We start from the raw sequence: 22299 nt of genomic DNA, 5'->3' as shown, positions 1-22299 counted from the left end.
AAAATTAAATAAAAGGTACATTTTGCTACATTAGACCCCCTCTCAAAGTTACCATTTATTCTATTGATATATAGATAAAAAATAAAAGTCACTAATATTAATTTTTGCATAGACGAAAAAAGAGCCCCGAAGGGCCCTTTGTTACATAACACACTTAGGGGGAGTGATTAATTACGTTTTACAACGCGACGTCTTAATCCTGCAAAACCCGTCATTAACACGGTTAACCAAGCAAGTGAACCACTGTCACTTCCTTGCTCATCTGATTCATCAACTTCAGAGGCTGCAACAACGCTGACATTTACTCTTGCCTCAGACTGATGCTCACCGTTAGAAACTGTCACGATGAATACATGCTCACCAGCGCTTAAGCCTGAAACCGTGGTCTTCGCTGCTGTTGCATCGGCAATAACACCCTTTCCTGACCATGCAAATGTTAGCTCGTCACCATCTACATCCATTGATGCTGATGCATCAAGTGTCACTGTCTCACCTTCAGTAATAACCACGTCCGTCGTTGCTACCTCAGCCACTGGTGCATCGCTCACACCTGTCACTGTTAGCATAAACGTAGTGCTGGCTTTATCTGTTGGATTTTCAATATCTGATACCACAACTTCAACGGCAATCTCACCAAAGAAGTTATCTGCAGGCGTTAACGTCACCGTATCACCGTCAACGGTATAGCTGGCGTTATCTGCAATGATTGAAACTTGATTCTTCGAATTCATTTCATCAATGTAGCTAACATTAAACGTTACTGCTGTTTCTTCTGTGGTAGTCATGTCGCTCAGCGGTGCAACAGTGATGTTACCCGGCACTGATAACGTCTTCACCATAGTGCTATCCGCCATGTCTGACATCGATGTCGTCGCCATAATTTCAAGATTTTGTCCTGACGCTGAAGGAAGTACTTCTGCCCACGCTGTTACTTCAAATTGTGATGACTCAGGGCCAACATAGTCCATGCAGACAATATAATCATCTTTAACGACGTCTTTAATATTATTATAGGCAACCTCAACACCACGGTACTGTTCAAGTGGACCACGGTTAAACCTCAGCCCTCTAAAACCTTGAAGTCCAATGCTACCTTGTGCGCCTGTGCTACCAAAATCAATATTGTTGTAAGCGTAGTAAAGCTCATGCTCACCTTTACCGAAGCGGGTATTTGCATTAAAGACTACTTGGAAATCAAAACTATTATCGCGTTTAGTATAAGTATATGTTTTAGTTTCTGAATCATACACGGCATCACCATAATCAGCGGCTTTATCCCATTCAATGATTCCCCAGCCAGATGATGTCCCAGCTACTGAAATACCTTCACTTGATGATAAACCAACTGATAACACATCTTGCTGAAAACCTGACCCCGTTGAACTCCAACCACGCCATAATGGCGCCATCATTTCATACGGAAAAGAGTTATAAGGGAACGGTGAATGTTGTGGGAAGAAAAACGGCGAACCAGTTAAATCAACCGTTCCCATGCCTTTTATCTGCACAAAGGTGTTCGGAATATTCGTCAGTTCAGTATTATTATATAAACTAAAGTGATTATAATTTCCGTTGAAAAATGCATTAAACGGAATGATCCAACCATCTCTATAGTTAGTGAGGCCATCTTCATTAAACCCTGATAAAGATGGAGCAATACCAAATTCTGACAGGTTTATATAACCACCAGGGTTACTATTGCCCAAGTTTGGCAAGCGACACATTTCATCCGAAATATTATTGGTTACTATATAGTCCGGTTCAACATCCCTTGTATCTGCTTGAATACCAGAAATAATGACTTTATCATCGACAAACTCAATTGCGGCCTCCCCACTGCTACCTACCAATACATCTTCAGCACGAATATTTAAACCATCTGGAATAGTGAGCTCAAACGCAAAATCACGATCTATACCTGTGTTGTTTGCCAACACAGCAAAGGTCAGTGGCACTTTATCACCAACTTTCGCACCCGTTTGTGGGGAGCCGAACTCAACAACATTCTTACCACGAGTGATTTTAAATGGAATTGAGCCTATATTACCTGGATTAACGGCAGATGTGCCCACATCTATCAGCGAGTAGTACACGCTGTCTTTTTCCATCTCCATATCCCAATTAACGGTCATGTCAACAGGTTGACTACCATCGCTGGCTGGCACACTAACATCAAAATTATCCGCTATTTCATCCTTAACGATGGCAATGGCTACATCAAACGATTCTTCAACACCAATATGGCCACTGTCATTAGGGTTATAAATAACTGCCCAATACTCACCTTCTTCTGGATTATTAATATTACAAAAGTTGTTATACATAATATGGTTTGATACACACAAGATCTCATCTTGTGGCTGAACTACCCCATCACCATTATAATCTTTACCAATGTAAACGATCGCATTCCCTTTACCTAACGTACCATCTAAAGGTGATGCAACCCCCGTTATTTCAACATTTAAACGCTTGCTGTTTGCAGGAACAGTAATAAACTTAGTAAAAGTCGCTTCATCTAAAATATCGTTCTCATCCACTTCATCAGTGCGGTTTAAAGCCCAAGGGAAAATCCTTTCATCATCTTTAGGGATAGAAACCGTTTCAACATCGGCCTTAACGGGTTTGTATACTTGTCCTATAGGCGCGTCAACTTTAGGTAAAGCTATATTTTTTGCTACATAAGTTCCTTGCTCTGAGTGCGCAGTCGTTTGTAATGATGAGGGTAATTCACCTCGGTCATATTTAAATACGATTGGCCAACGAGCATCAGGGGTATCCGCGTGCTCAGCCTTAAAAGTCAGCGCACTGTGTAACTCAACTTCAGAGTTACTGAACCAGTCCTGCGTATCCATAATCGATGATTTAACGATAATTGTTTGGCTTTCACCTTTTTTCAGGCTAAAAGTACTTGGGATAACTTCGATATTAACGCCATTTTGTGCTGTTTGAGAACGGCTATCTGGGTTCCAGTTAACTACATCATCTTGCGTAACAGACCATGTACCATCTTCCGTTGCCGTGATAGTACGGATCCATTGACATTGCGGGGCACAAGAAAAATTAACTAGGCTTGGGACATTCAATTTATGTGGCGTCCCCCCATTATATGGATCAGCCGCTAAGAAATTATCAGCCGTCTCATCCATCACAAAACCGGCTTTAGCAGCATTTGCTACATTCACTCGCCCTGTACCTGCTCGATATGTTTCGGCTTTATCAATATCACCATTGGCACGATTTAAACGACGATATTGCACAACATTATCTGCTGTCATTAATAGTGCCGATTGGATCTCAGCTGGGGTCCACTCTGGGTGTACCTGCCGAAGTAACGCCATCGTACCAGCTACATGCGGTGATGCCATTGATGTACCACTAATCGCAATATAATCTTGCCCATGGGGTGTTGTAAACGGATGCTCATCAGAGTAGGCAGCATAAATATTAACCCCAGGCGCAGAAATAGCAGGCGCTAAAATTTCTTCATTCGCATAAGATGGACCACGAGATGAGAAAGCTGCAAGCCAATCAGCATTGTCTTCATTTATACGACGTTCAATTACTGTTGGATTAATGGTAATTTGATGACCTAGCTCTGAGGTACTATCAAGCCAGTCTTCTAAGCCTTGCTCAGGGTGAACACCATTCCACTGTTCATAGGTAAAATGCACACTCGGTAGTGAATAACTTTCTGCCACAGTGCCTTGATCTCGATTTTGGTTGTACATAATGAAACCATCTGCACCACCGGCTTTAATATGCTCAACTTTGGCTGTTCGAGCATTTGCGTTCGGATCTTCAGGATCATGACGCTGACACACCACAAGTACATTGGTACTGCCATCCGCTGCACCTGGAATTTCAGTGCCGTCTTTAAAGAAATCAAAAGTACCCGCAGGGTAATCGGCAGTACAGTACCCCATACTATCCACTTCGCCGTTGATATCTTCATAATCTTTGGCCCAAACCACAACACCGGTGATTTCATCTGTATTGATTGAACCACCCACTAAACCAGTTTCAGACCACGTAGGTACTTCACTGCCTAGCTCAGGATCAATAAAACCGGCAAAATCAATAGCTGTTTCCACAGCGATACTACGTGCATGTGTTGTTGCAGCGACTTGTGCAAGCCAAGGTGATGAATTATCAAGTGCACCAAAACATTCCGCACCACATGCTTGACCACTATTACCTGCGGCTGCGGCAACACTAATACCAGCCTCTCGAGCTGCTAAAAAAGCCAACTGAACAGGATCAGCCCAAACATTAGAGTCTGCTCCACCAATTGAAAAGTTAATAACATCTACGCCATCAGATATTGCATCTTCAATACCTGCGATCAAGGCTTCGCCTGGACAACCTGTGTACTCGTCGCTAGTTGGGTAACATACTTGGTAAGAAATAATATTTGCATGGGGTGCCACGCCTGAAATTTGTGGAAATAAGGCATCTTTGAGTATCACACCATCAGATTCTTCACCTAAACCTGCAATCATATAAGGTACGTCATAAAGTATATTACCTGCAGCTGTAGAGGCTGTATGTGATCCGTGGCCTTGGTAGTCCTCACCAATGGCAGGCCAACCTGGGATCATTGCTTCATATGCATCGGTAATTACATCGTAAGAACGCACACCAATCAGTTTATTGTTACACTGCACTTCATCAGGTTCTTCAACACAGTCACCGACATAAACACCAGCACCAAATGGGTTTGTATGCTCAAAGCCATCCCCCCCTATTGCAGAAAATGATGGGTGATCAGAGTTAATGCCGGTATCAATAATACCCACGATTTGGCCTTCACCTTTACCTTGAATGCCGCTTGGTACGCTCGTACCGTCCCAGATTTTATCTGCGCCAATATGCTTTGGACCTTCATCTGACAATAGGTCATATTTTTTTGCTCGCATCACAGCATCAACACCGCCTAAACTTGCTACGCGTGCAGCCTCGGTTTCAGTCATTTTAACTGAGAAACCATTAAGCGCTTTTGTAAAATGGCGTCGCACTTTAGTGCGCCCCGTTACAGCTGTTACATTTTGCATGACTGTTTGCTGCTTAGAAATAAGCTTATTTTGGTATGTTGTCACCGCTGCAGAAGTCGCTCGACCTTTTTCAAAAATTTTACTCACGCCTTGTGTACGTAATGTTTTTGCTAGTGGTGAGTCAAAATTTTGTGCCTCCAATGCAACTGAGTTATTTTTTAACTTAACAATGTAAACATGCTCACCATCAAGGCCTTCTTCTTGGAATTTATTGCCATGAGAATTAAGCTGAACATTCAAGCCATCATTTTGCAACATAGAAGATGAATATACCTGATGAAATTTATCAGCTACTTGTTTTGCTTGTTCTTGGTTAATATTTACAGCTTGCGGTGTATGCTCATTAGGCTGCGGAATATTTGCAGCATGCAATGCACTGGCGCTACATATTGCAACGGCAACAGCAGCGGAAACAGTCGTTAATTTCATAGTAATACCTAATAGTAGTTTTTATAAATATCCATAAACTTAAATTTAACATCCAAGTTAACTACCATTAACTACAACACATGCAAAATGCATTATCACTTACAAGTATGTATCATTTTGTACGCTTTAAGTGCAACAGTGTAAAAGCACAGCCTCAATATTAAAGCGTATAAAAACAAAAAAGCCGCATTGTAAGTAATGCGGCTTATTATTATATCGCGAAATAAATTAGTCTTGAGGATACTCTCGATAAGCACGCTCAATATTTTTAGCCTGTTTCTTAGAAACACCTAAGTGGGCTAAAGCGACTCTTAATCGAGCTCTTGATAGATCTGAGCCTAAAATCTCCATGGCATCAAGCACTGACGTTGAAGATGTTTTACCAGTGATAGCCACAAAAATCGGTTCTAAGAAGTCTTTGATCTTCAATTCATGGAAAGTTGATACAGCTTTTGCGACTGCAAAAATTTCTGGTTTTTGCCAGCTGCGTAAACCTTCAAGCTGCCAGATAAAGAACTGTAAAGCTTGACGAATTACATCTTCATCGGCTTTGCCAGCTGTTAATAAAGCGGGATCATAGCTTGGTATACCCCCCACAAAATGACCGGCTAAATCAACCATATCTGATAAAGTATTAATACGTGTTTTTGCTTCAGGTAACACTTTAGCCAGCATTGCACCGTTAAACTTCCAATCTACAAAGCGCTGAATAAGCTCTTGGTCAGAAAAGTTTTCGCGGATCCACATACCGTTTAACCAGCTTAATTTATCAACGTCAAATACCGGGCCACCCAATGACACACGTTTCATATCAAAGTGTTCAATCATCTCTGCTAGGGTGAACTTTTCGCGTTCATCCGGCATTGACCAGCCCATACGGCCAAGATAGTTAAGTACCGCCTCTGGTAAATAACCCATTTCTTTATAGTAATTAATAGACGTTGGGTTTTTACGCTTAGAAAGCTTTGATTTATCTGGGTTACGTAGTAAAGGTAAATGCCCTAATACAGGCGCTTGCCAACCAAAATCTTCATATAACTTTAATAGTTTCGGCGCAGAGTTGATCCACTCTTCACCACGGAAAATATGGCTAATTTCCATGTGGTGATCATCAACCACGTTAGCAAGGAAGTAAGTTGGGAAACCATCGGCTTTAAGTAGCACTTGCATGTCTACGTTTTCCCATGGGATCTCAATTTCGCCACGTAAGTAATCGTTAAATTTAAATGTGCCCTCTGATGGGATATTCATACGAATAACATAAGGCTTACCAGCAGCTAAGTTTGCTTTAATTTCGTCATCAGTAAGCTTTAAACCGCGGCCATCGTACTTAGGACGAAGGCCTTCCGCCATCTGCTCTTCGCGCATTTGATCCAACTCTTCACTGGTCGCGAAACAGTAAAACGCTTTACCGTCGTCGACAAGTTGGTGAGCATACTTTTTATATAAATCGCTACGCTCTGATTGACGGTATGGGCCAAACTCACCACCTACATCGGGACCATGATCCCACTCAAGTCCTAACCACCGTAAGCTATCCATGATCGCTTGCTCTGATTCTGCTGTGCTTCGCACTTGGTCAGTGTCTTCAATACGAAGTACAAATTCACCACCTTGTTGCTTAGCAAAACAATAGTTGAATAAGGCGATGTAAGCGGTGCCAAGGTGCGGGTCACCGGTAGGTGAAGGCGCAACACGAGTACGAATTGTCATGGTTTTGTTCTCTTTAAAAAGGACTATAAAAGTTGCCCAAATGCTAGCATAGCATGGGCAATTTTCGAAGTTATTGGCCGCTTTATACAGCGACTTTATTTAAGTAAGCGATAATATCGTTTGATTCATATAACCAAGTGACTTGATTATCTTGTTCAATACGCAAACAAGGCACTTTTATTTTACCACCTTGCTCAAGCAGCTCTTGACGATATTGCTGGTTATTCTTAGCATCGCGAGTTTCAACTTTTAAGCCTTCACGCTTAATCGCACGGCGTACCTTTACACAAAAAGGACACGCTTTGAATTGATACAATTTGAATTGAGCAGTCAATTGATCTAACTGTTGTTGCTCATCCGCAGGGCGTTTTTTACTGCGAGGAGTAAATACAAAATCAAAAAAGAGGATTAAACTACCTAATAACCAACGAACTAATTTCATCAACTGAGCCCTGTTTCCAACAATTTAAGGGCGTGGATTTTAGCACAGTTAAAGCAACTGCAAAAGATTCAAAAAAGCTCAATACCATCATCATTAACGATATCGTCCACGACATTGAGATCACTGTATGCAGTGACTAGATTACGGCCGTTATTTTTCGATTCATACAAGGCTAAATCTGCTTTATGAACTAAGGTTGCAACCATATCAATATGGCTGAGCTCTAAAAAACCCGCACTGACAGTTAAATTACCGACTTGAGGAAAAGGGTATTCGGCAACATTAGTCCGTAATCGGTTTAATACACCTCGAGCAGCTGCTTTATCATCGCTTTGAAACAATACTGCAAACTCTTCGCCGCCGTAGCGAAATACATAATCCTCTAAGCAGAAATTATTTTTCAATAGTCTGGATACCAATAAAATAACTTCGTCACCGATAACGTGACCAAAGTTATCATTGACCCGTTTAAAGTGATCAATATCAATAATCGCTAAATACCAGTTTTTACTTTCTTTAAGTGCTATATTTTTGGTTGAAAAATCGTCTCCTGAAAGTATTTCAATTACTTTTTTCTCAAACGTTTGCCGATTAAGTAATTCTGTTAAGGGATCTAACCGTGACTTATGGATCAACGCTAACTGATTAGCATAAACATTTAAGATATGCAGTGCTAATACAGTAGTGCCTTCAGGCAGTTCATCTTTTGACTCAACCATTAATAAACCAATTACCGTGCCTAGATAATACACAGGCACATACGTTGTAATACAACCGAAGGCACTGCTCACACGGACTTTATTTTTGCTAACGTTATCCAATAGGTGCATCAGCTCATCAGCTGCAAACTGCTCTATTTGGCTATCGACATTTAATAACGTAGGAGGAGTTTGTGGATTGAAGTGTTTATTAATATATAACGCAAACACTTGCATGTCTGCCAGTCCAGAAATAGCGGTGATGAGCGCAGCATCTAGTGACTGCTCTTCGGTTTGTTGTGTTAAGAATACAATCCATTCGTGCCCGCAAGGGTTTGCTATCATCTAAACCAACCTAAACAAATACATAACATTTAGTTTAGGTTAGCTTTGCAGTTTTACTAAATTATTAGTTTAGAACAATACCAAATCATCACGATGGAGTACTTCACTGCCACAATCAAAATCTAGTAACGTTGCAATTTCACTTGAGTGGCAACCTTTAATTATATCGGTTTCCACTTTACTAAAACGCACTAAACCACGAGCCACTAATTGCCGTTCGCTGGTGACTAGATCAATTAAATCGCCACGTTCAAATTGACCATGTACACCACACACACCTTTGGCTAATAAACTAGCTCCTTGTTGTTTTAAAGCATTAACCGCGCCAGCATCAATAACTATTTGACCACTACTTTTAGGCCCTGCTAATAACCATTTTTTACGACCATCTCTTGGCGCTGTTAGTTTTAGAAAACGGGTGCCTGGTAACTGATCACTCATGCAATTGAGGATAACATTTTCACCCGCACCTTTGGCAATGATCACCTCAACCCCGGCACGACGAGCGATATCTGCAGCTTGTAATTTGGTAGCCATACCACCAGTACCTAAATTTGTACCACTGCCACCTGCAAGCTGGCGTAAAGCATCATCAATATGCGTTACTTCATCAATAAGTTGAGCGTTGACATCAGAGCGAGGATCGCTGGTAAATAAACCTTCTTGATCGGTTAATAATAATAACTTGTCGGCATTCGCTAATATTGCCACCAGCGCCGAAAGGTTATCGTTATCACCGACTTTAATTTCAGCAGTCGCAACGGCGTCATTTTCATTAATGATCGGCACCACGTCATAACTTAATAATGCAGTTAAAGTATCGCGAGCATTGAGGTAGCGCTCTCTGTCATCAACATCTGCACGGGTTAGCAGCATTTGCCCTACATTCACGCCATATAAAGCAAATAAGCTTTGCCATGTATGGATAAGTTGGCCTTGGCCAATTGCAGCAAGCATTTGTTTATCAATTAATGAACGACCACAGGGTTTTAATAGCTGTTCACGACCCGCAGCCACCGCACCGCTTGATACGAGTACGACTTGATGACCTTGCTTTTTTAGTTCACAACATTGGCGAACTAATTCGACCATGTGCGCTTTATCGAGTTTATCAGTGCCGCCGGTGAGTACACTCGTTCCCAGCTTAACCACTATTACCTGTGCCCTTTGCATGCTTTTTACTACGGTTCAAAAATGAAGGATTTATTTATACCATTTATCGATTTTTGAACAAGTAAAAAATATTCATGCTAGGATCGCCTTTTACTATAATCATACGACGTTTATGCCAGCTAGCCTTTGTTTGATCATTGCTACCTTTTTATGGGGTAGTTCATTTATCGCTTTAAAATATGCCATTGCTATCTATGACCCAGCATTAGTCATTTTCTTACGCATGCTCACCACCTTAGTATTAGCGCTGTGCTTATGGCGCTATGTGATCCGCTTTGACTATCACAAAGGAGATTGGAAATACTTAGTTGGCATGTCCCTCGCAGAACCTTGCTTGTACTTTTTATTTGAAGGCCATGCAATGGAATATACCTCGGCCTCACAGGCGGGTGTGATTGTTTCGTGCTTGCCAATAATAGTGGCATTTTTGGCTTTTTTTATGCTCAAAGAGTACATCAGTAAAGCGATTGTCCTTGGTTTCACCTTTTGTATTGGCGGCAGTATTTTACTTACTTTACTATCGCCAACGTCAGAGCAAGCCCCTAATCCATTACTTGGTAATTTTTTAGAGTTAATGGCAATGGTGTGTGCGGCATTTTATACCGTTTCAGTGAAGCACTTAGCCGCCCGTTATTCACCACTTACACTCATTGCGCTACAAGGTTTTAGTGGCAGCCTATTTTTTGCGCCATTTTTACTATTTATTGATTTACCTAGCGAAAATCAGCACGATTTAACCGCCTTATTAAGCATTCTATATTTAGGTTCGTGTGTAACACTCGGCGGCTATGGCATGTATAACTATGCTATTAGTAAAGTGTCAGTGCTTACAGCCGCAGCCTATTCGAACTTAATTCCAATTTTCACGCTTATTTTGTCGGCAATTATTTTGGGCGAAATCCTTACGTTAGGGCAATGGCTAAGTATATTCGTGGTATTTATTGGCGTGATGATAAGCCAACGCCATCAGGAACTGGTTATCGATGTAAGTGACGAGGTTTTATCGGATGTCCCCTTAGCTGATGATAGCTTACTTGCTGAAACAAGTAAGCGTAACTCTGTACCTGACGCCAGTGAATTAAAAGGATAACAGGTCAGTAAGTACAGCCCCGTCGTTGCTAAAAAGTCATGCTGGGATTGATGAATAACATCAATCCCACGCACTTGATATTGCTCTATCAAGCCATCTTGAGTTTGCAAACTAAACTGCTCGCCTACCTTCACTTTTTGTAAAAAAGCAAAATGGGTATCGTTATGCCCTGCAATCAAAACACCACGATCTGAGCCAAGCTCACCACTTGGTAAAAAGTGACTGGGCGCAAACGCTAAATTACGACCACTAGCACCCGCTAATAGTGTTAATGTTTGCTTTTGGCTTGGCCAATTTAATTGCGCCGTTACATAACTATCAGCATAAAACCATGGCCTAACCTGCTGATCTGGAGTTGTCAGTGCCACTTGCCAAGCCTGCTCTATTAGTCGCTGTGCCAGCCATGCTTTGCCTTGCATATAACCACCATGGCCGAGCAAGCCTAAACCCGTAATCAACAAGACGATGCCAAACACTGTTTTCATTTTTTAAACCTAAGCACAGCAAATCCAGTTAATAACAACAGCCCTAACAAAATATACATTCGACTCTGGCCATCAGTTTGCGGTAATCGCATGGTTAACCCCTGTGGTAACTGATTAGCAGCTTGTACGTTTTGCTCAGCAACCGTGTTCGACTGCGTTTTTTCAATTGCGATAAAAGCGGTAAATGGACTAAGTAACTGATGCTCAAGGGCTAGGCTTTCAACCTGCGCTTTTACTTGCTGTTGCTCGTTATAAAGCAACAGCGATTTAATTTTTTGTCGTGCCCATAGCCTTGCAATCCCCTGCGCTGATTGCCCTTGTTGGGTGTTTAATTTTATTGCAAGTGGTCCTTGCGCTGTTTGCCCAGTTAATCTGATTGCAGCTTGGTTATCAAGTTTAACCGCCACCATTACTGGCTCTGAAAAATATAAATCAGGTAATGGTGATGGCCAATATTCAAGTTGTTGATATTCGCCTTGTTGATTGACGGCTTCACTTGTCAGTGCAAGCTGCGTAATTGCCGGGTGGGCTAACTTATCAAACAGCTGCTGCATTTTGGGCTTAACGTCGCCGCTGTTGCCAATAAAAGTAAAACTGCCCCGACCAACATCGGCAGCGCGGCGCATAAAGTAACTGTTTGGCGCGCTGCCAATACCAATCGTAAACAAACGACTATCTCCCAGCTGCGCACTAATATGTTTAAACAAACTATCTTCGTTACTAACACTGCCATCAGTTAAAAATATTACTTGGCGTACATAACCCTGATGATCACGGCCATCTAGTACGGCATCTAAAGCGCCTTTAATTTCAGTACCGCCATCTGCTTGTAAGTTATAAACAAATCGCTCAGCTCGACGTAAATTAAAATCGTTTGCTGGCACAGGGTTATTACTCATCGGCATTATTTGGTCGTCAAAGCCAATAATGTTAAAACTATCATTGCTATCAAGTAACGATAAAGCATAGTGCAGCGCACTTTTAGCTTGCTCCATTGACTGACCATGCATGGAGCCTGAAGTGTCAACGACAAAAATCATCTCTCTAGCTAATCGCTGGGTTTGCGTAAAATGATCATCTGGCGGCAGCAGCATTAGCAAACCAAACCGCTCACCATTATTAAGTTGCTCAGTAAAAAATGCAGCTTGCGCTTGCTCTTTTTGCAGTGGTTTAAACTCCAGTAAAAAATCACGGTTTACTGCATTAGGCTCATTTAAGGCTACTTGATATTGACCAAAGGCTGGGTTTTCAATTGCAATTTGATGATACTTTGATTGAATATCAACCAACTCTAAACCAACATCAATATTAATTGTTAAACTAAATTCACTTTGTGGTGTGTCGCCATGGCTCGTGGTTGCATAAAAAGGTGTGATCCAATCTGATGGCGCAAATAAACTAGCAGGTTGCTTTTCAACATTTGGACGCTCGCCTTGCTCTTGTAGCACTGCATTAAATGGATGGTAACGCGGCGTGATTGTGGTTGGAAATCGCAGTGCAAATGTACCACTGCGATAATCAATCACTTCTTGATATTTCAGCTCTATTTGCACGTCGTCGCCTGGGCCGATGTTTGCCACGTTAGTGACAAACATGTTTGAGCGCTGCTGATGGACTAAGGCGGCTTGTTTTCCTGCTTGTTGCGCCTGTTGAAAGCGCAACTCAGCTTGTGCTTTTTTATCAATTTCACCTTTGATCACTCGCTCGCCAATGTGCATTGTCATGGCATGCACTGCACTTTCTTCAGGCAGCGGAAAAACATAACGTGCATTAACGGCAAATGGATTTTCATTGCGATAATGTTGAGTTACTACAACATGGTTTATCAATCCAGTGACAGTCATTGTAGCAGCGCTTTTTACAATAACCCCAGGTGCAGCCTTAGCACCATTACTGTCGAACATAATTAACTCTGGCGATGTACTTGCGTTACTCGCAAAATTAATAAACGCGATAACGGTAAAAAGGCTTCCCCGAAGCCATAAACGGCTACGGGTCAGCACTTTGCTTGGTTTACTCAACATAAAATTCACTCCCTTGGCAGTTCTTGGCAAAATGGCGATTAATTACTCGCAGTTTGGCTGTACGGCTGTGTGCTTGGACGAGTTGTTAACGTGACACGGCGATCAAACATGTTTTCTTCATAGTTATCGTTATCAGCCACTGTTTGTTGTTCACCAAATGCAGTGGCTGTTAAACGAGTTGGCGCGATCCCTTGCTGGATCAAATAACGTTGCACAGCCTCAACGCGCTGTTTTGAAAGCATTAGGTTAGCAAGCTCATCACCACGCTGATCGGCAAAGCCATTTAAATCTAACTGCAAGTCAGGTTGGCTTTGTAATAAGTTAACTAGCTGATCAAGTTGGCTGGCAAAGTGCGGAGCAATCTCACTTGAAGCGGTTTTAAATTGGATAGTCATTGCCATTAGGTTATGCATTTGCGCTAAGGCAAGGCGTTCATTATTGGCTTCAAGCATATCGAGTTGTTCACTCATTTGCGTATTTTGCGCCAGTACATGCTGGTAATCATCGGTTTTATCTTGCAGTACAACTAACGCACGTTGTTGCTCGGCAATTTTATCTTCAGCCACTTCTTTATCGCCAATTAAACCACCAGCAAATGCACCAACAAAAGCACCAATTGGGCCGCCAACAATACCGCCTAAAATTGCACCGGTGCTTAAGCCAATAACCGTTTCTTTATGGGTTTCATTTGCGGTCACTGTTTTTGTGTCAGCGTGCGCTAAGTTAGGTGCTGCAAAAATAGCAGCGATAGTGCAAGCGATAATAATTTTTTTCATGGTGTAATCCTTTTTTGCTGAATAACTTAATGATTGGCAACTCATGGGTTGGTAGCTGCCCGATTTGGTATAACGCTATTAAAGCAAGCTCAAGTGGCAACAAAGGGGAGCAAAAAAGGCAAACTGCTGAGCAATTGTGGCAAAAAAATGGCAATTGCCTTTTTGCCAGTACCCAAGGAAAAAAATTAGGTATAGTGCAACGAGAACAAAACAAAGGTATAACGATGAAGAAAATAGCCATCATTGAAGATGAAACTGCAATCCGCGAAAACTACATGGAAATGCTCAGCGCACAAGGGTATCAGGTCTGTGGTTATAGTGACCGTCAAAGTGCAGAGCATGCTTTTAACGACACCTTGCCAGATTTAGCAATTGTAGATATTGGTTTAGGCCATGAAATTGATGGCGGCTTTTTGCTGTGCCAAACCTTACGTTCACTTTCTAAAACCTTGCCGATTATTTTTTTAACGGCTCGCGATAGCGAAATTGATACCGTTTGCGGCCTGCGCATGGGCGCAGATGACTACCTTACTAAAGACATCAGCATGGCACATTTAGCAGCGCGTATTGGTGCGCTGTTTAGACGCATGGAAGCCCTTGAGCAACCTGCAGATCAAAATGCCTTACTCAACCGCGGTCCTCTCACTCTTGATACAAAACGTATGCAAGTGTTTTGGCTGCAGCAGTTAGTCGATTTAACCGTCACAGAGTTTTGGATGGTGCATTCACTAGCCCAACGCCCAGGGCATGTTAAAAGCCGCCACGAATTAATGAGTGATGCAAAGATTTATGTCGACGACAGCACTATCACCTCTCATGTTAAGCGTATCCGTAAAAAGTTTATTGCCTTAGATGCGCAGTTTGATTGTATCGACACCGTATACGGTATGGGTTATCGCTGGGAGCAACTGTAATGCTGCGCTTTGGTTTGCGCAGCAAATTTATTTTGCTGTCATGCTTTTTGTTTTTATTGCCTTGGTTAGGCTATGAATATGTGTGGGAAATGGAGAAGTTTTTACGCCAAGGGCAAGAAAAAACCCTCGTCGGCACTACTCGTGCACTCGCTACAGCACTACATGAGCGCCCAGCGCTATTTGATTCGCAAACCAACTTTTTAGATCAAGTCGTCAAAGGCCGTGATCTTTATGCATATAACCTCAGTAACCCGATTCAGCTCGACGGTAAATTATCTGACTGGCAACCGTATCAAAGTTTAATGTGGCACTATGATGAACGGTATTTACAAGGAGATAAAACCGATCATCAAAGTTCGGATCTGTCTTTTGATCACATGGTGGGGAAATATAGCGAATTTTTATATGCAGTGTTTAAAGTAACCGATGACTCGTTAGTTTATCGTGCTAAAAATAGTTTGAGCTTAACCCGCAACGACCATTTACAGATCATGTTAAAAACCCCACAGGGGCAATTTAAACACTATATAGTTGCCGCTCGCCAAGATGGCTGGGTGAATGCCTTTGACGCCGAAACTAAGCAGCCAGTTACTAAAATCCAAGGTTACTTTATTAGTACAGATAACGGTTACAATATTGAACTGCGCTTTCCGTTAAGTATGCTTGGTAATAAGCTCGGCTTTGCAATTGAAGATTGGGATCAAGGCAAGCCTGAGCCACAGACTATGTCGACTTCAAATTTACAAAATCCCAATGATATTGGCTCTGTTCTGGTTCCTTCCCCTGAAATAAACCGAATTTTAAAAGGCATGGGGCACAGCGGCAGCCGTATTTGGGTGGTTGATAATCATCATCGCGTATTAGCACAGTCGGGATCGATTCATCATGCCGACGGCGTGTGGGCCGATGGGCTTAATGACCAACCCGCAAAAACCTGGTGGCAACGATTTGAGAAAAACTACCTGCACCCACTTTACTATAAAGTACTTACCCGTCCTGAGAATGAGTTTTTAGATACCTTACATGATGTTGCGGCTATGCAAGGTACACACATAGGTAAAGCACTTACGGGAACACCAGCTTCATCATGGCGACTGACCCCAGATAACAAAGCGGTTATTTTATCTGCCGCTTATCCTATTTGGATCCAAGATAAAGTAATTGGTGCCGTGGTCGCCGAAGAGACCACCAACGGTGTACGCACGTTACGAAATAAATCATTGGAAAAACTGTTTAATGTAATTTTAGCGGTCATGCTAATAGGCACAGTGACCCTGTTCTTTTTTGCTTCGAGAATATCAACTAGGATCCGCCGCCTTCGTGATACCGCAGAGCAAGCCATTGATGCTCAAGGTCGAGTAACGGGTAGCATTGATTATAGTGACGCAAACGATGAGATTGGCGATTTATCACGTAGCTTTGCAAATATTGTTGGTCGCTTAGGCGGTTATACTAATTATTTAGAAACCATGTCGTCGCGATTATCCCATGAGCTGAGAACCCCTGTTGCAGTAGTGCGAAGCTCGCTTGAGAACTTACAAATGCAGCCACAAAGTGAGCTGAGCCAAAAATACCTCGATCGTGCCAGTGAAGGGGTTGAGCGTTTAGGTAAAATTATTACCACCATGAGCGAAGCGACGCGTCTTGAACAAAGCATTCAAAGCGCTGAAGCTGAACTATTTGACTTACGCAAAGTAATAACAGGCTGTATGCAGGGCTATCAACTCACCTACCCGCAACAAGAGTTTACAGTCGATATTTGCGACTCTCCTTTAACAATGATGGGGGCGCCTGAATTTGTCGCTCAGTTACTCGATAAACTCATTAATAATGCATTAGAGTTTAACCTTTGTGATAGCGCAATTAGTGTCAGCTTAACTAAAAACGATAACGATGCTGTTTTAACTGTTAAAAATAACGGGCCATTATTACCAGAGGGACTCGCCGAGCATATTTTTGACTCTATGGTGTCCGTACGTAGCCAACAACTGCAACAGCAGCCTCATTTAGGTTTGGGTTTATATATTGTTCGTTTAGTGTGTGAATATCATAAAGGCAGTGTAAAAGCGGTTAATAATCAACTAGGTGATGGTGTTGAGTTCATTGTCAGGATACCTGTCGCTAAAAATGTAACCCAAAAAAGCTGAGGGTTACATTTCTACACACTTTGATCAATAAGTGTTCACCTATAATTCAGGCTCACAGGCATATTCTTAATATCAGCAAGTTTTAGACTGATTATTAGGAGGTTAAAATGCAAACTGTATTAAAGCGCGAAGAAATCGATTTTATATTCGATTTATATCATCCTGTAGAATGTGATGAAAACACCGCAGACGATAGTGAACCTGAAACTGAAAAACTTGATACAGCGCAATCCGGTGCTATTTATAAAACAAGTTATTTGACCTAAAAGCGCTTTGCTCATTACAATGGCGCACCTTGTAAAAGCACCGCCTAATAATGAAAACTCATTCAGCCAAAAAAGAACTTATTTTATTACCTATTCTCCTCATTGTGATCATACTCTGCGTCGCAGGGCACTTTTTATTACAAGCCAGCTTTGCTGACAGTAACCTTACCGAATACTTACTTGCAGCTTTACCTTTTATGATGTTTGGTTTAGTAATTATTGCCTTTAAAATTGCCAGTAATAGCGAAGACAAAGAGCGTACAGAACAAAGCGACCAGGATTAGCCGCTTAGTCAGTTAGCCACTTAATCAGACAATACTTCTATAAAATATGATAACCAAACCAATCTGGTTTTATAGTCTGAGACTGCCCACTCGGGGTGAGCTTTATGTGAAGTTGGCTGTCGAGTAAATCAACCGCAAAGCAATCATCGACGTCGTATAAGTCATCTTTATGAATATGGCTTAGGCCAGCCAGTAAATGCTCTTTTGCTCTTTGTTTAGCTTCGTCACTACTGCGTGCTACATACAAAGCAAAATCATGTTGCTCCGCTAAACTGTCAGCGCGGTACGCCCCTAAATTTACAAAGTATAACTGCTCAGCTTGTTCAACAGGCTCATCAACCACGCTAACGGCAAAACCATCGATATGATTGACCGCCATGTAGCTATCCATATGCACACTATTTTTATCGCCAACCCACTGCGCTTTTAACTTTGTGTAAGTTTGCTCTATTGACTTCCCTACCACAAAACGAACATCATGCATTTCTATATGGCAGCCTTGGATCCGCCCACCTAAATACACCATAAATAATTGCATGTTTTCTCCTAACAAATGCTATCAACGTCTATGTTGTGTTTTTTTATTAGCTTATAAAAATCTGAACGGTTACGTTTAGCCAGTTTTGCCCCTTCAGCCACATTACCACCAGCCATTTTCAGGGTGTTAATAACATAATCGCGCTCAAACTCTTTTTTAGCATCATTTAGCGAAAGCGGCTCAACATTACTTTCATTACTATTAAGCGCACTCTCCACCAGCTGTACCGATATTACCTCGCCAGGGGTAAGTGCAACTACCTGCTCAACAACATTTTGTAACTGGCGAATATTACCTGGCCAATCGTGACGTACTAATGCATGCATTGCATCACTGGCAAAGCGTTTTTCTTTTTGTCCCATACGTTTGGCTATAGTGGCGCTAAAATACTGCGCTAATAAACTCACATCTTCTCTGCGCTCACACAGTGGCGGTAATTTTAGGTTAACAACATTTAAGCGATAATATAAATCTTCACGAAATTGTTGATTGGCAATCGCATCCGGTAAATTTTTATGGGTCGCTGAGACTATCCGTACATCTATCGGGATCTCTTCTTGAAAGCCCACTGGGCGAATGGTTTTTTCCTGTAGAACACGCAGTAATTTGACTTGTAAATTAAGTGGCATATCACCAATTTCATCTAAAAATAAGGTGCCACCTTGCGCTTGTTGAAATAACCCTTGATGATCTTTAATTGCGCCTGTAAATGCGCCTTTTTTATGGCCGAATAATTCAGATTCAAGTAGCTCGCCTGGCACCGCACCGCAGTTAATAGCTACAAATGGGCCTTCACTGACATGACTATGTTGGTGTATCGCATTCGCCAATAGCTCCTTACCTGTACCACTGGCACCTGAAATCAACACATTGACCTGAGTAGGTCCTAGCAACTTAACTTGTTCAAGCAAGTGCAACATTGCGCCACTGCGGGTTACTATATTGCTGCTTGCTGTATTTTCATCAGCGCTCAGACCATGGATTTCAATTGCTTTGGCTAAACTATCAAATAGCTCATCTTTATCTACAGGTTTAGTAATAAAAGCGAAAATGCCCTGCTTGGTGGCCTCAACCGCATCAGGAATTGAACCATGAGCCGTCATCATGATCACAGGCAATGCTGGGTAGCGTTTTTGCAGCTGACGATGCAGGGCCATGCCATCCATTTCATCCATCCGCAAGTCAGTAACCACGGCATCATAGACATGATTTTTTAATAGCTGCAGAGCTGCAATACCACTTTCACAAGTCGTTACCTGATAGCCTTTAGATTCTATACGAATAGCCAGCAGTTTTAATAAACTTGCATCATCATCAACCAGTAATATTCGTGCGCCTTGGTTTTGCTCTATTGACATGATCACTGCTCCTTGGTTTCTTCGCGTAATAATAATTGCTGTTCGATCGTTGCCAGCGATGACAACGTCTCTTGCATTTTATTATTCAGTGCTTGCTGCTGTTTTTTAGCGTCTATCTGCTGATTTATTTGTTGTTTTTGCAACCATAAATACTGTTTTATATCATCTGGCCAATAATACGCCTGATCGAGTCTTAGTAGCTGTTCTAATACTTTTTCCGGTGCTAACACATTATTTTTACAACTAAAATCAAAATAATTCTGGATCTCTTTAGTGCCAATATAAGCAATTTTACTCGCCGCTACCTTAAAGCCCCCACAGGCCTTCGCATGCCAACCAATGACGATTTCTGCCGGAGGATACATAGGATCTGTTTTTGGCCGTGGCTTAGGGTTTGGCAAACCATCACTGTGTGGTTCAACTACTTTAGTAGCCTGCTTTGCTTCGGTATTATTATCTTTTACTGGTTGCTCAGTTAACTCACACCCAGCGAGCCCTAAAGTGGTGACACAAACCACAAAAATGGCATTTAAACGCACGCCCATGCTAATTAACTCCTTGGTTTTTATTGGTTGGATTAATGGTGGGTATTTGAATAACAAAACGACACCCTTGTGGCTCATTTTGCTCAAGCTGCAAAGTCCCCATTAATTGCTCAACAGACTCTTTTACAATTGTCAGTCCTAAGCCGCTCCCTTGAGCGGTCACATCTTTGGCATTTTTACCTTGATAAAAAGCACTGAAAATATGTGATTTTTCTTGCTCCTGAATACCTGTGCCCTGATCACTGACGATCATTTTTAAACTACGACCTGCTAATGATAAATGGATATCAACCGCTTGCCCTTGCGATGAAAATTTCAAGCCATTAGAAATTAACTGTATTAAAATCATTTCAACTAATTCCGCAGCAATTTCTAGCGGCTGCTCGGGTACATCACAATGCCAACATAAACTTTGCTTACGCGCGACTAAACGGTGTTCAAAATGACTGTTGATCTTGGTTATTAATTGCGAAAAAACCAACTCACTTAAGTCCTCTTTACTACTGCGAATTGCATTGTAGCTTAGTAAACTGTCTATCATTGCCCGCAGGCGCACCATACTTTGCGTGATTAGCTCCAGTACAGCTTGCTGTTCTTTATTAATAGGCCCTACGATTTCATCGGTTAATAAATCGGTGCCTTCTACCATTGATGCTAATGGGGTTTTCAGTTCATGGGTCACATGGCGTAAGAAGGTATCTTTTTGTTGTTCTAATTGATGTAATTGCTCCTGCACCCATTGTAATTTATTGCCCAGCTCAACCAGTTCGGCAGAGCCCTGTACTGATATTTTTTGCTGCCAATGACCTTGCCCAAGTTTATCAATAACCGAGGTTAAGCCTTTTAATCGGCCGCTAATACGCCACAAAAAACCACCGCCAACCAATAATGTTAATGGGATAAGCGCCACTAACCAATTTATAAAAGAATCTTGTAAGGCTTTTAACTGTTGCTGATTTTTAGTTATTTGCAGTTCATTTTGATCTCTTAACCATAACGTTTGACGAGCAATTAATTCGCTCACCGGAATAAATAATTGCGCATCCTGTAGCCCTTCGCCGACCAGCTTTGAATGCGCTAACTGCAATTCTTTGGCAAGTTGCTGCCACTGACTAATATAATCCCCGGCGGGGCTAATAAAAGTGAGTTCATCAATACTCTGTAACGATGATTGCCACTTATCAACAATCAATTCGTCAAGTGATTCACTTTTTAGTACCCAATTTTGCCGAGTCGCTCGCTCTAAGCTATTAAGGTCTTGTTTAAGATTATTAAATGATTTGGTTATTTGATAGTTATCACTGACGATTTGCTGAGTAACGGCAAGCTGTTTATTCAATGCATTTAAAAATACAATCACGACCAGTGATAATGGCAGCAAAGATAACAAGGTACTAAACAAAAACTGGCCTATTAAATTGGGTCGCCAACTAAGTAATGCACTGTACTTCTTAGCGAGTGAGGCCACTATCGCTACTCCTTTAGTTTAAATGTCTGATTATGGAAGGTGTTACTTATACACTAGCTGAATCAATAAGAATAATGAATAAGGTGAATTCTGTAACGCTATTTAAAGTAGATGACGCTAAATTGAAACAACTTAATCAACTGTTTTTAAATAACTTTATTGATTAACATAAAAATTTGTTGCAAAAAAGACACACTACCGAGTCATTATTTCACACCCCCTTCACTGTAACAAACTAACACATTGATATTTAAGGTTTAATTTTATTGGCATTATTCTTGTAACAGCTGAGACAACAACTGTTTTTAAGGTAATTATATGAAAGTATTAGCCCCACTGTGTTTATGCTGCAGTGCACTGTTTAGTTTTAATAGCCTTGCTATCGATGTTGAGGCTACCTTCGCTGAGCTTGATAAAGACAGCAATGGCACATTAAGTGAAGCCGAAGCTTCTGAAGATGCAGTGCTGCACGAAAGTTTTGAGCAAATTGATAAAGACCAAAATGGTCAAATATCCCTAACTGAATTCAAGCAGTTTTTACAATAAACTT

17 protein-coding genes and 1 pseudogene are annotated in these 22299 nt (G+C 41.6%); 6 read left to right on the top strand and 12 right to left on the bottom strand.

Annotated elements, in window-relative coordinates; all coding sequences use genetic code 11:
* Positions 1-167 precede the first annotated feature (167 nt).
* From A7968_RS23690 to proB, 5 genes are all read right to left on the bottom strand, one after another.
* Entirely contained in the window at positions 168-5483 is a 5316-nt protein-coding gene (locus A7968_RS23690; RefSeq protein ID WP_064665535.1) for a S8 family serine peptidase, read from the bottom strand.
* Between the two features lie 228 nt (positions 5484-5711).
* Positions 5712-7196: a glutamate--tRNA ligase gene (gltX, locus tag A7968_RS05255; RefSeq protein WP_064665534.1), complete on the bottom strand. Its 1485-nt coding sequence runs from the start codon at positions 7194-7196 to the stop codon at positions 5712-5714.
* An 82-nt stretch (positions 7197-7278) separates the two neighbouring features.
* Positions 7279-7638, bottom strand: coding sequence for a glutathione S-transferase N-terminal domain-containing protein (locus tag A7968_RS05250; protein WP_064665533.1), 360 nt, complete (start codon positions 7636-7638; stop codon positions 7279-7281).
* A 68-nt stretch (positions 7639-7706) separates the two neighbouring features.
* A complete protein-coding gene (locus A7968_RS05245) occupies positions 7707-8681 on the bottom strand; it encodes a GGDEF domain-containing protein (protein ID WP_064665532.1) in 975 nt (324 codons plus the stop codon).
* A gap of 69 nt (positions 8682-8750) precedes the next feature.
* Positions 8751-9854 (bottom strand): glutamate 5-kinase, encoded by a 1104-nt coding sequence (gene proB, locus A7968_RS05240; protein WP_064665531.1) that lies wholly within the window; start codon positions 9852-9854, stop codon positions 8751-8753.
* A gap of 112 nt (positions 9855-9966) precedes the next feature.
* Here proB and A7968_RS05235 point away from each other — a divergent pair, with 112 nt between their 5' ends.
* Positions 9967-10944, top strand: a complete 978-nt coding sequence (locus A7968_RS05235; RefSeq protein WP_064665530.1) for a DMT family transporter — start codon at positions 9967-9969, stop codon at positions 10942-10944.
* A gap of 2 nt (positions 10945-10946) precedes the next feature.
* On the opposite strand, the pseudogene A7968_RS22845 reads toward A7968_RS05235, so the two are convergent.
* The 3 genes and pseudogenes from A7968_RS22845 to pdsO form a co-directional block, all read right to left on the bottom strand.
* A pseudogene (locus A7968_RS22845) lies at positions 10947-11363 on the bottom strand (class GN sortase); the annotation flags it as partial.
* A gap of 62 nt (positions 11364-11425) precedes the next feature.
* Positions 11426-13453: a marine proteobacterial sortase target protein gene (locus A7968_RS05230; RefSeq protein WP_064665529.1), complete on the bottom strand. Its 2028-nt coding sequence runs from the start codon at positions 13451-13453 to the stop codon at positions 11426-11428.
* Between the two features lie 38 nt (positions 13454-13491).
* Positions 13492-14229 carry a sortase-associated OmpA-like protein PdsO gene (gene pdsO, locus A7968_RS05225; RefSeq protein WP_064665528.1) on the bottom strand — a complete coding sequence of 246 codons (738 nt, stop codon included), beginning with the start codon at positions 14227-14229 and terminating at the stop codon, positions 13492-13494.
* 224 nt (positions 14230-14453) lie between these two features.
* Between pdsO and pdsR the strand changes: the two genes are divergently transcribed.
* The 4 genes from pdsR to A7968_RS05210 all read left to right on the top strand — a co-directional run bounded on the left by pdsR (position 14454) and on the right by A7968_RS05210 (position 17840).
* Positions 14454-15143 carry a proteobacterial dedicated sortase system response regulator gene (gene pdsR, locus A7968_RS05220; RefSeq protein ID WP_064665911.1) on the top strand — a complete coding sequence of 230 codons (690 nt, stop codon included), beginning with the start codon at positions 14454-14456 and terminating at the stop codon, positions 15141-15143.
* Complete coding sequence (gene pdsS / locus A7968_RS05215; RefSeq protein ID WP_064665527.1) at positions 15143-17290, top strand: proteobacterial dedicated sortase system histidine kinase; 2148 nt, start codon at positions 15143-15145, stop codon at positions 17288-17290. Before pdsR ends, pdsS begins: the two co-directional genes overlap by 1 nt.
* Positions 17291-17397: 107 nt before the next feature.
* Complete coding sequence (locus A7968_RS23105; RefSeq protein ID WP_157586655.1) at positions 17398-17556, top strand: hypothetical protein; 159 nt, start codon at positions 17398-17400, stop codon at positions 17554-17556.
* A 50-nt stretch (positions 17557-17606) separates the two neighbouring features.
* Positions 17607-17840 carry a hypothetical protein gene (locus A7968_RS05210; RefSeq protein WP_064665526.1) on the top strand — a complete coding sequence of 78 codons (234 nt, stop codon included), beginning with the start codon at positions 17607-17609 and terminating at the stop codon, positions 17838-17840.
* Positions 17841-17877: 37 nt separating this feature from the next.
* On the opposite strand, the gene A7968_RS05205 is transcribed toward A7968_RS05210, so the two are convergent.
* From A7968_RS05205 to A7968_RS05190, 4 genes are read right to left on the bottom strand one after another with little or no spacing between them, the layout of a single operon-like run.
* Positions 17878-18378 (bottom strand): DUF1543 domain-containing protein, encoded by a 501-nt coding sequence (locus A7968_RS05205; RefSeq protein ID WP_064665525.1) that lies wholly within the window; start codon positions 18376-18378, stop codon positions 17878-17880.
* 8 nt (positions 18379-18386) lie between these two features.
* Complete coding sequence (locus A7968_RS05200) at positions 18387-19736, bottom strand: sigma 54-interacting transcriptional regulator (RefSeq protein ID WP_064665524.1); 1350 nt, start codon at positions 19734-19736, stop codon at positions 18387-18389.
* Between the two features lie 2 nt (positions 19737-19738).
* Positions 19739-20281 carry a hypothetical protein gene (locus A7968_RS05195; RefSeq protein ID WP_064665523.1) on the bottom strand — a complete coding sequence of 181 codons (543 nt, stop codon included), beginning with the start codon at positions 20279-20281 and terminating at the stop codon, positions 19739-19741.
* Between the two features lies 1 nt (position 20282).
* Positions 20283-21752 carry a sensor histidine kinase gene (locus tag A7968_RS05190; RefSeq protein WP_064665522.1) on the bottom strand — a complete coding sequence of 490 codons (1470 nt, stop codon included), beginning with the start codon at positions 21750-21752 and terminating at the stop codon, positions 20283-20285.
* A gap of 315 nt (positions 21753-22067) precedes the next feature.
* Here A7968_RS05190 and A7968_RS05185 point away from each other — a divergent pair, with 315 nt between their 5' ends.
* The gene (locus tag A7968_RS05185) at positions 22068-22295 is read left to right on the top strand and encodes an EF-hand domain-containing protein (protein ID WP_064665521.1); all 228 of its coding nucleotides are present in this window, start codon (positions 22068-22070) and stop codon (positions 22293-22295) included.
* Positions 22296-22299 lie beyond the last annotated feature (4 nt).

It is taken from the genome of Pseudoalteromonas prydzensis (assembly GCF_001661495.1).
GTDB lineage: Bacteria > Pseudomonadota > Gammaproteobacteria > Enterobacterales > Alteromonadaceae > Pseudoalteromonas > Pseudoalteromonas prydzensis.
This window is presented reverse-complemented; position numbering and strand designations above follow the sequence as displayed.

Bases quoted from the DNA above. Each gene is read 5' to 3' on its own strand.
- A7968_RS23690 (WP_064665535.1), bottom strand. From the start codon at position 5,483: ATGAAATTAACGACTGTTTCCGCTGCTGTTGCCGTTGCAATATGTAGC.
- gltX (WP_064665534.1), bottom strand. From the start codon at position 7,196: ATGACAATTCGTACTCGTGTTGCGCCTTCACCTACCGGTGACCCGCAC.
- A7968_RS05250 (WP_064665533.1), bottom strand. From the start codon at position 7,638: ATGAAATTAGTTCGTTGGTTATTAGGTAGTTTAATCCTCTTTTTTGAT.
- A7968_RS05245 (WP_064665532.1), bottom strand. From the start codon at position 8,681: ATGATAGCAAACCCTTGCGGGCACGAATGGATTGTATTCTTAACACAA.
- proB (WP_064665531.1), bottom strand. From the start codon at position 9,854: ATGCAAAGGGCACAGGTAATAGTGGTTAAGCTGGGAACGAGTGTACTC.
- A7968_RS05235 (WP_064665530.1), top strand. From the start codon at position 9,967: ATGCCAGCTAGCCTTTGTTTGATCATTGCTACCTTTTTATGGGGTAGT.
- A7968_RS05230 (WP_064665529.1), bottom strand. From the start codon at position 13,453: ATGTTGAGTAAACCAAGCAAAGTGCTGACCCGTAGCCGTTTATGGCTT.
- pdsO (WP_064665528.1), bottom strand. From the start codon at position 14,229: ATGAAAAAAATTATTATCGCTTGCACTATCGCTGCTATTTTTGCAGCA.
- pdsR (WP_064665911.1), top strand. From the start codon at position 14,454: ATGAAGAAAATAGCCATCATTGAAGATGAAACTGCAATCCGCGAAAAC.
- pdsS (WP_064665527.1), top strand. From the start codon at position 15,143: ATGCTGCGCTTTGGTTTGCGCAGCAAATTTATTTTGCTGTCATGCTTT.
- A7968_RS23105 (WP_157586655.1), top strand. From the start codon at position 17,398: ATGCAAACTGTATTAAAGCGCGAAGAAATCGATTTTATATTCGATTTA.
- A7968_RS05210 (WP_064665526.1), top strand. From the start codon at position 17,607: ATGAAAACTCATTCAGCCAAAAAAGAACTTATTTTATTACCTATTCTC.
- A7968_RS05205 (WP_064665525.1), bottom strand. From the start codon at position 18,378: ATGCAATTATTTATGGTGTATTTAGGTGGGCGGATCCAAGGCTGCCAT.
- A7968_RS05200 (WP_064665524.1), bottom strand. From the start codon at position 19,736: ATGTCAATAGAGCAAAACCAAGGCGCACGAATATTACTGGTTGATGAT.
- A7968_RS05195 (WP_064665523.1), bottom strand. From the start codon at position 20,281: ATGGGCGTGCGTTTAAATGCCATTTTTGTGGTTTGTGTCACCACTTTA.
- A7968_RS05185 (WP_064665521.1), top strand. From the start codon at position 22,068: ATGAAAGTATTAGCCCCACTGTGTTTATGCTGCAGTGCACTGTTTAGT.